Below are 8965 nucleotides of genomic sequence, written 5' to 3' on the forward strand. Positions count from 1 at the left end.
CGGGGCGCGGCGGCGGCCGACGCGCCGCCGTCGACCGGCGACGCGCTGACCGTCAACGTCCGGTACGACGGCCCGGACCTGGGCGACGACGACGTCGCGCTCGTCGCCGCGCACACCGCCGCGCCGTGGACGGTGGCGTTCTGCGGCTTCGCGCCGGGCTTCGGGTACCTGGTGCGCGACGACGTGGTGCCCGGCTCCATCCTCTGGCGGCCGCGGCGGGAGACGTCGCGACCGCGCGTGCCCGCCGGGTCCGTGGCCCTCGCCGCCGGCTACTCGGCGGTGTATCCGCGGTCGTCGCCGGGTGGGTGGCACCTGATCGGCAGCACGGACGCGGTGATGTTCGATCCCGAGCGGGATCCGCCGGCGCTGCTCACACCGGGGATGCGGGTGCGCTTTGTCGCCGGATGACCGGATCCGGCCGGCTCCGACGGGGATCGCGGTGCGGGTCGTCTCCCCCGGCGCACTCGCGACCGTGCAGGACCGCGGCCGCGCGGGCTACGCGCACCTCGGTGTGCCACGCTCGGGCGCCGCGGACTCCGAAACAGCCGAACTCGCGAACCGGTTGGCGGGCAACGACTCCCGTGCCGCGCTGATCGAGGCGACCACGCTCGCTGAGCCACCGGCACCGTCGGGCCTGGTACTGGAGTTCGACCGCCCCACGCTCGTGGGGATCGCGGGGCGCGGCGGCGGCTTCGCGACGGTGGCACACGGCCGGCTCGTGGTACCGGCGCTGGGCGGCCTGCGAACATACGTCGCGCCGCGCGGCGGGATCGACGTACGCCCGGTGCTCGGGTCGCGGTCGACCGACGTGCTCAGCGGGCTCGGGCCCGCACCCCTGTCCGCGGGTGACGTCGTGACACTGGGGCGGGCGTCGGGCATCTGGCCTGCCGCCGATGTCGCTCCCCGCCCCGTACGACGGGTACTGACCGCATCGCTGGGCCCCCGCGCCGACTGGTTCGCCGACCCCGAGGCCGTCTTCGCGGAGTGGGAGGTGAGCCCCGACAGCAACCGGGTCGGGGTGCGTCTGCTGGGCAGAGCCCTCGTGACGGCGGGCCCGGAGCTGCCCAGCGAGGGCATGCCGGCGGGCGCGATCCAGGTACCGCCGAGCGGGCAGCCGGTGCTGTTCCTGGCCGACCACCCCACCACCGGCGGCTACCCGGTGATCGCGGTGCTCGACGCCGTGTCGATCGCCCGCGCGGCGCAACTGCGGCCGGGTGAGCGGGTCCGGCTGACCCGGGGCACCTCCGGAGATCGACCCTGACAGCGCCGCCGGGGCGCATACGAGGCTCGCGACGCTCTCAGCGGGATGCTGCGGAGCCGCCGGAGGCGTCCTGCACGAGGGCCCCGGCGATCAGCGCCGCGGTCGCCCCCCGGAGCATCGGGGCGAGGTCGATGCGCAGCACCTGAAGCGCCGGGTCGGCGGCGAAGGCCGTCTCGCACGAGACGCTCGTATTCGCTTGCGCTGCAAAGGCACCCGCGAGTACAGCGATGGTGAGGCAGAGTTCCCCCGCAGCGTCGCCGACCTCCGGGACCGCGCCGCGGAGCACCCCCACGAGCCTGTCTAACACGGCCAGCGTGGCGTGCTTGTGACGCAGGACGGCCTGCGTCGACACGTTGTGCTCGAGCACCTCGGACTGGGCCGATATGAGGGCCAGCAGCGCGGGGCGGGCGCTCGCGGTGTGCGCGACGACCTCCGCGAACGCCCCGATCCGCGCCATCACGTCTGCGCCGGGGTCGACGGTGCCGGCGGCCGCGGCGAGCTCGACCACCCACTCGCCGGACCACCGGTCGAGCAGCTCGAGCAGCACGTCCTCCCGGGACTCGAAGTAGCGCAGCACGTTCGACTTCGCGAGCCCCACCCGACGACTCAGCTCACTGAGGGTCAATGCGGACACGGACGTCTCGTCGAGCATCGCGGCGGCGGTCGCGAGGATCGCCTCTCGCCGCTGCGCGCGCTGCTCCTCGCTGCGCGCCCGCTGGAATCCCACGGCGAACACTTTACAGACCGACGGTCTATTGACACCAGACCGACGGCCTCTTATTGTCGAGTACAACAGACCGACGGTCTATTAAATGGACACACCACCAGGGAGAAATGACATGGCACACAAGTGGACCGAGCAGGACGTACCCGCGCAGGACGGCCGCATCGCCGTGGTGACCGGCGCCAATACGGGGCTGGGATTCGAGACCGCGCGGGTGCTCGCGACGCGTGGCGCCGAGGTGGTGCTGGCGGTACGCGACACCGCGAAGGGTGAGGACGCGGCGCGGCGCATCACCGCGGTGGCCCCGAGTGCGACGGTGCGCGTGCAGCGGCTCGACCTGGGGTCCCTGGAGTCGGTGCGCACGGCTGCGGCCGAACTCCACGAGTCGCACCCCCGCGTCGACCTGCTGATCAACAACGCGGGCGTGATGTACCCGCCCAGGCAGACCACCGCGGACGGCTTCGAGCTGCAGTTCGGCACCAACCATCTGGGTCCCTTCGCGTTCACCGCACAGGTGCTGGACCTGCTGCTGGATGTGCCCGACTCCCGCGTCGTCACCGTTGCCAGCGTGGCACACCGGATCCGCGCGGCGATCCACTTCGACGACCTGCAGTGGGACCGCTCCTACGACCGGATCGCAGCATACGGCCAGTCGAAGCTCGCGAACCTGATGTTCCACTACGAGCTCCAGCGCCGCCTCGCCGCTCGGGCGAGCGGCGGGCACGGCACCGTCGCGGTCGCCGCACACCCCGGCCTGGCCGACACCGAGCTCGTGCGCAACCTGCCGAAGCCGCTGCGCGGCCTGCAGGCGGCCGCGCCCCTGGTCTCCCACGACGCGGCACACGGGGCACTGCCCACGCTCCGTGCCGCCACCGACCCGAGCGCGCTCGGCGGCCAGTACTACGGGCCCGACGGCTTGGCCGAGCGCCGGGGTGCGCCCCGAGTGGTCACCTCATCGGAGCAGTCCTACGACCTCGAGCTGCAGCGTCGGCTGTGGGCGGTGTCCGAGGAGCTGACGAGTACCGACTTCCCCATCTGACCACGGCGGACGACGGCTACCGCGAGCGCCCGACGTCACGGATTCGGCGCGCGCTCGCCGGGAAGATTTGTGTACTATAACGAATCTAGTACCCCGTGATCTGCATCCTCGCCGAGGAGACCCGCGTGCACCTCGATCAGCAGCCGGCGCCCGCGCCGGCACCGTCGGCCGACCGGCTTCCAGCCGAGGTCTACCTGTCCCTGTTCGACAACTCTCGAACCGCAATGGTCATCCACGATCAGCCCGGTCGGCTGGTCGCGGCGAATCGCGCCTACGCCGATCTCCTGGGGTACCCGCTGGGCGAGCTGATCGGCCTGACCAGCTCGGACGTGCTGCACCCGGAGGACCACGCCCACCGCGACGCCGAGGCCGCGCAGGAGTTCAGCGGCCATCGAACCGGCGCCGTGATCCATCGCCGCCACATCCGCAAGGACGGCTCGGTGATCAGGTTGCGGGTGCGCAAATCCGCGATCCACACCGACCGCGGTCTCCTCGTCCTGGTGATCGTCGACGGCTGGGACGCCGTCGGGGAGCTCGAGCACCAGGCCCGTCACGACGAACTGACCGGGCTGCTGAACCGGCGCGGCTTCCGGGAACGGCTCGCCGTGGTGAATCCGATCAGATCGGTGAGGTTGGCGATGATCGATGTGGACGGGCTCAAACAGGTCAACGATCGCTACGGCCACGCGGCAGGCGACCGCCTCCTGTGCGCGGTGGGTGAGGCCCTGCTCGCCGCGGCACCGCCGGGGGCGGTGGTGGGCAGGTGGGCGGGCGACGAGTTCGTGGTGTGCGCCGCGGAGCCGGCGGCTCCCGCCGACGCCGGCACGCTCGCGAGCCTGTTGCGCGACGGCGTGGGACGGGCCCGGATCGCGGCCGAGGGGCGCACGCTGGTGCCCCGAGTCTCCGTCGGGACCACGACGTTCCGGCCCGCATCGGAGGCGCTCGACGCCGCACTCCTCCGGGCGGACGACGTGATGTATCAGCACAAGGCGGGTCGGGCGCCGCTGGTCGACCGGATCAGCGGATGACCTGGTAGCGGACGAAGGCGGGGACGGCGACCGCGGCGATCACGACGAACACGATCACCAGGCCGCCGCCACCCCACGCCGCCGCGCTCGCGCCCACCGCTGCGGCGCCGACGCCGTGCACCACGTCGCCGATGCGGGGCCCACCCGCGACGACCACGGTGAACACCCCCTGCAGGCGCCCACGGACATCGTCGGTGGCCGCCTCCTGCAGCATCGTCGAGCGGAACGCCGCCGACACCATGTCGGCCGCACCGCCCACGGCGAGGAGGAGCAGCGCAAGCCACAGCTCGCCGACCCCCGCCGCGATGCCGAAGCCGACCATGGATGCGCCCCACAAGACGATCGCGCCGACCACGGCCAGGCCCTGGCGCCGCACGCGTGAGGTCCACCCCGAGAACACGCCGCCGGCCACCGCACCCGCCGACATGGCTGCGAAGAGCAGGGCGAATGCGGTACCGCCCTCGATGGGACCGCCGAAGTCCTGGTGCGCGATCTGCGGGAACAGCGCGCGGGGCATGCCGAAGACCATGGCGATGATGTCCACCACGAACGACATCAGCAGGACCCTGTGCCCGGCGAGGTACGTGAAACCGTCGAGCACCGATCGCAGCCCGAGGCTCTGCCCGCGGTCCTCCGCCCGGATCGACGGCAGCAGCCACACCGCCCACAGCGTGAACACCATCGACAGGGCGTCGATCAGGTACAGCAGCTTGAGCCCCATCACGGGGATCAGCGCGCCGCCGATCAGCGGGCCGGCGATCGCACCGAACTGCTGAACGGTCATGTTCAGCGAGTTGGCCGCGGGCAGCAGCTCCCCCGGCACCAAGCGCGCGTAGATCGCCGATCGCGTGGGCTGGTTGACTCCGAAGAACGCCTGCTGCAGCGCGAACACGCACAGCACCAGCCACACATTGGACGGGGTGAGGAACAGCAGCATCGACGTGACCGCGAGACCGCAGGTGGTGATCAACAGCAGGACGCGCCGGTCCAGCGCGTCGGCGAGCGCCCCGCCCCACAGCCCGAACACCACCAGCGGCACCAGGCCGAAGACGCCGGTCAGACCCACGTAGGCGGACGACCCGGTGATCCCGTAGATCTGCGCGGGCACGGCGACCGCGGTGAGCTGCGCGCCGATGACGGTGACCACGCCGGTCCACCACAGCCTGCGGTAGTCGGGAACGTGCAGCGGCCTGGTGTCGGCGAGCAGCCTCACGGCTGGAGCCTGACCGGCGCGAAGCCGGGGGCGGTCATCCGGACGCGGTCGTGCACCCGGTTGGCCTGGCCCTGCCAGAACTCGACGGTGTCGGGCACGATCCGGTAGCCGCCCCAATGGGGGGGAACCGGAACGGCACCGTCGGACGGGGCACCGCCGAACCTCACCTCCGCCGCCGCGAACCGATGCGCCAACTCGGCGCGGCTCGCGATCGGCTCCGACTGCTCGCTGGCCCACGCGCCGAGCTGCGAGCCGCGCGGGCGCTGCGCCCAGTACTCGACGGTCTCGGCGGCTGTGACGCGCGCGACCGTGCCGGCGAAGTGCACCTGCCGGTGCATCGCGATCCAGGGGAACGTCACGGCGGCGACGGGGTTCGCGTCCAGCGCCCGCCCCTTGAACGAGTCGTAGTTGGTGTAGAACACCACACCGCTCGCGTCGACGCCCTTACACAGGACGGTCCGGGTCGCGGGGCGTAGGCCACCGTCCGGCCCGGGAGCGACGGTGGCGAGCACCATCGCGTTGGGTTCGGGCACGTCGGCCTCGATCGCCTCGGCCAGCCACCGCTCGAACAGCGGGAGCCACCCACCGGTCGCATCGGCCGGATCGAGGATCGAATCCCCGCCCGCGTAACTCTCCCGCATCGCGCTCAGATCCACGCCGGTGACCCTACTCATTAGAGTCGGGGGCATGGGTATCGAGCTTCCCCGCACCGCAGAGCCTCCCGGGACCGCGACGACCCCCGAGCGGGCGGACACACCGGAGACCACACCCGTGTCCGGCGTGAGCTTCTCGACCGAGATCGCCGAGCCGGACCGGGACGGCGGCGTGCTGCGCTATCGCGGCGTCGACGTGGCGGATCTCGTGCGCAACCACGTCACCTATTCGGAGGTCTGGGGCCTGCTCGTGGACGGCGAGTGGGGCAACCCGCTGCCGGCGGCCGAGCCCTTCCCCCTGCCGATCCACACCGGCGACGTCCGAGTGGACATGCAGGCCGGCCTCGCGATGCTGGGCCCGCTGTGGGGCTTCGAGTCGCTGCCCGACATCGACGACGCCACCGCCCGCGAGAACCTCGCCCGCGCCTCGGTGACCGCGCTCAGCTTCGTCGCGCAGTCGGCGCGGGGGCTCGAACGGCCGGCCGTGCCGCAGCGCATCATCGACCAGTGCCCCACCGTCACCTCGCGGTTCATGACCCGGTGGCGCGGCGACCCGGATCCCGAGCACATCCGCGCCATCGACTCCTACTGGGTGGTGGCGGCCGAACACGGGCTGAACACGTCCACGCTCACCGCCCGCGTGGTGGCGTCGACGGGGTCGGACGTCGCCGCGGCGCTGTCGTCCGCCGTCGGCGCGCTGACCGGGGTGCTGCACGGCGGCGCGCCCACCCGCGTCATCCCGCTGCTCGACGAGGCCACCCGCACGGACGACCTGCGCACCGTCCTCACCCGGCGGCTCGACCGCCACGAGCGGGTCCCCGGCTTCGGCCACCGCCTCTACACCGCGGAGGACCCGCGCGCGTCGGTGCTGCGGGACGTCGCCCGCCGCGTCGGGGCGCCGCGGTACGACATCGCCGTCGCCGTCGAGGAGGCCGCGACCGAGGTGTTCGCCGAGCGGTACCCGGGCGACCCGATCGTCACCAACTTCGAGTACTGGGCCGCGGTGCTGCTCGACTACGCCGGCGTCCCGGTACGGATGATGCCCGCGATGTTCGCCTGCGCCCGCACCGCCGGGTGGTGCGCGCACATCCTCGAGCAGAAGCGGACCGGTCGGCTGGTGCGACCGTCGGCCCATTACATCGGCTCCGGGCCACGTCGGCCGGATGAGGTGCCCGGGTGGGACACCATTAGGCTGGACGCATGACGATCGAGATCCCCGCGCAGCTGCGGCCCACCGACGGCCGGTTCGGCTGCGGCCCCTCCAAGGTCCGTCCGGAGCAGCTGCAGTCCCTCGTCTCGACCGGCGCCTCGGTGATGGGGACCAGTCATCGCCAGAAGCCCGTCAAGGACGTCGTCGGGCGCGTGCGCGACGGCTTGGCCGACCTGTTCTCGCTGCCCGAGGGCTATGAGGTGGTGCTCGGAAACGGCGGCAGCACGGCCTTCTGGGACGCCGCGAGCTTCGGCCTGATCCGGGAGAAGTCGCTACACCTGACGTATGGCGAGTTCTCGTCGAAGTTCGCGTCCGTGGCGAAGAAGGCGCCGCACATCGGCGACCCCATCGTGATCTCCACCGAACCGGGCACGGCACCCGAGCCCACGTCCGACCCGTCGGCGGACCTGACCGCCTGGGCCCACAACGAGACCTCGACCGGCGTCGCACTGCAGCCGAAGCGAGTGGGCGACGGCCTGATCGCGATCGACGCCACCTCGGGCGCCGGCGGCCTGCCCGTCGACATCGCCGACACCGACGTCTACTACTTCGCGCCGCAGAAGAGCTTCGCGTCCGACGGTGGCCTGTGGGTCGCGATCGTCAGCCCGGCCGCGATCGAGCGCATCGGCGAGCTGTCGAGCCGCTGGTGCCCCGAGTTCCTGTCCCTGCCTACGGCGCTGGACAACTCGCGCAAGAACCAGACGTACAACACCCCGGCGGTCGCGACGCTGCTGTTGTTCGCCGATCAGATCGAGTGGATGAACTCCCACGGCGGCCTGGAGTGGACGGTGGCGCGCACCAAGGACTCCAGCTCGCGGCTCTACGAGTGGGCCGAGAAGTCCGAGTATGCAACACCTTTCGTTGCAGACCCGGCCCTACGTTCGCAGGTCGTCGGCACCATCGACTTCGCCGACACAGTGGACGCCGCCGAGGTGGCGAAAGTGCTGCGCGAGGGCGGCATCGTCGACACCGAGCCGTACCGGAAGCTGGGCCGCAACCAGCTGCGCATCGGCATGTTCCCGGCGATCGACCCGGAGGACGTCACGGCCCTCACCGCGTGCATCGATTTCGTGGTCGAGCGCGTGTCGGCCGAGCACTAGCCTGAGAACGCATTAGCCTTGCGTCATGCAGGAACTGCGGGTGGTAGGGCTCGACGACGACGGCACGTCGGTGGTCTGCGAGGGCGCCTCCGGCAGGTTCCTGATCCCCATCGACGAGACGCTCAAGGCCGCCGTGCGCGGTGACCTCTCGCGCGGCGTGCAGACCACGATCGAGATCGAGTCGGTGCTGCGCCCGCGCGAGATCCAGGCGCGTATCCGCGCCGGCGCGACGATGGAAGAGGTCGCGTCACTGGCGGGCGTGCCGGTGGAGCGGATCAAGCGATTCGCGAATCCGGTGCTGCTCGAGCGGTCCCGCGCCGCCGAGATGGCAGCACTGGCGCACCCCGTGCGCGGCGACGGCCCGATGGCGGCGAAGCTCTCCGAGGTGGTGGCCAACGCTCTGCACGACCGCGGCCACACGGACACCACCGAATGGGACGCGTGGAAGGCCACCGACAACCGCTGGGTCGTGCGGATCGCCTGGTCGGTGGGTAAGTCCCGCAACGAGGCGCACTTCAAGTACGTCCCCGGCGCACACGGCGGCACAGCGACCCCCATGGACGCCCACGCCAAGGAACTGCTCGACCCCGACGCGCGTCGCGCGTTGCGGAGCATCGACTCCGCCCGGACCGCCCCCGCGGAGCCGGCCGACGCCGGCCGCGAGGCCGAGGAGCGGGACGACGAGGCGGTCGTCACCACTGAGCGGGTCGCCGGCCCGCGGCCCGACGGTGGCGTCC

Annotated in this window: 10 protein-coding genes; 7 read left to right on the top strand and 3 right to left on the bottom strand. The window is 71.9% G+C overall.

What is annotated here, in order from left to right:
• Both ABD908_RS25170 and ABD908_RS25175 read left to right on the top strand, forming a co-directional pair.
• A partial coding sequence (locus tag ABD908_RS25170; RefSeq protein ID WP_345001243.1) for a 5-oxoprolinase subunit B family protein occupies nucleotides 1–408 on the top strand: 408 nt, incomplete at its 5' end.
• On the top strand, nucleotides 395–1261 hold the full coding sequence (locus tag ABD908_RS25175; RefSeq protein ID WP_385923445.1) for a 5-oxoprolinase subunit C family protein: 867 nt from the start codon (nucleotides 395–397) through the stop codon (nucleotides 1259–1261). The genes ABD908_RS25170 and ABD908_RS25175, both read left to right, overlap by 14 nt.
• A 37-nt stretch (nucleotides 1262–1298) precedes the next feature.
• On the opposite strand, the gene ABD908_RS25180 is transcribed toward ABD908_RS25175, so the two are convergent.
• The gene (locus ABD908_RS25180) at nucleotides 1299–1988 is read right to left on the bottom strand and encodes a TetR/AcrR family transcriptional regulator (RefSeq protein ID WP_345001245.1); all 690 of its coding nucleotides are present in this window, start codon (nucleotides 1986–1988) and stop codon (nucleotides 1299–1301) included.
• Nucleotides 1989–2100: 112 nt separating this feature from the next.
• Between ABD908_RS25180 and ABD908_RS25185 the strand changes: the two genes are divergently transcribed.
• Complete coding sequence (locus ABD908_RS25185; protein ID WP_345001247.1) at nucleotides 2101–3024, top strand: SDR family NAD(P)-dependent oxidoreductase; 924 nt, start codon at nucleotides 2101–2103, stop codon at nucleotides 3022–3024.
• Nucleotides 3025–3119: 95 nt separating this feature from the next.
• Nucleotides 3120–4052 (top strand): GGDEF domain-containing protein, encoded by a 933-nt coding sequence (locus tag ABD908_RS25190; protein WP_345001249.1) that lies wholly within the window; start codon nucleotides 3120–3122, stop codon nucleotides 4050–4052.
• On the opposite strand, the gene ABD908_RS25195 is transcribed toward ABD908_RS25190, so the two are convergent.
• Together ABD908_RS25195 and pdxH are read right to left on the bottom strand one after the other, a co-directional pair.
• Nucleotides 4042–5265 (bottom strand): MFS transporter, encoded by a 1224-nt coding sequence (locus tag ABD908_RS25195; protein WP_345001251.1) that lies wholly within the window; start codon nucleotides 5263–5265, stop codon nucleotides 4042–4044. The genes ABD908_RS25190 and ABD908_RS25195 overlap by 11 nt on opposite strands.
• Complete coding sequence (gene pdxH / locus ABD908_RS25200) at nucleotides 5262–5906, bottom strand: pyridoxamine 5'-phosphate oxidase (protein WP_345001261.1); 645 nt, start codon at nucleotides 5904–5906, stop codon at nucleotides 5262–5264. The genes ABD908_RS25195 and pdxH overlap by 4 nt, the downstream gene beginning before the upstream one ends.
• A gap of 46 nt (nucleotides 5907–5952) precedes the next feature.
• On the opposite strand from pdxH, the gene ABD908_RS25205 reads away from it, so the two are divergent.
• The 3 genes from ABD908_RS25205 to sepH form a co-directional block, all read left to right on the top strand.
• Nucleotides 5953–7122 (top strand): citrate synthase 2, encoded by a 1170-nt coding sequence (locus tag ABD908_RS25205; RefSeq protein WP_345001253.1) that lies wholly within the window; start codon nucleotides 5953–5955, stop codon nucleotides 7120–7122.
• Nucleotides 7119–8228, top strand: a complete 1110-nt coding sequence (serC, locus tag ABD908_RS25210) for a phosphoserine transaminase (RefSeq protein ID WP_345001255.1) — start codon at nucleotides 7119–7121, stop codon at nucleotides 8226–8228. Before ABD908_RS25205 ends, serC begins: the two co-directional genes overlap by 4 nt.
• Before the next feature lie 25 nt (nucleotides 8229–8253).
• Nucleotides 8254–8965, top strand: a 712-nt coding sequence (gene sepH / locus ABD908_RS25215; RefSeq protein ID WP_345001257.1) for a septation protein SepH, incomplete at its 3' end; no start/stop codon positions are given.

Origin of the sequence: Tsukamurella soli, from assembly GCF_039541155.1 — a bacterium.
Classification (GTDB): Bacteria; Actinomycetota; Actinomycetes; order Mycobacteriales; family Mycobacteriaceae; genus Tsukamurella; species Tsukamurella soli.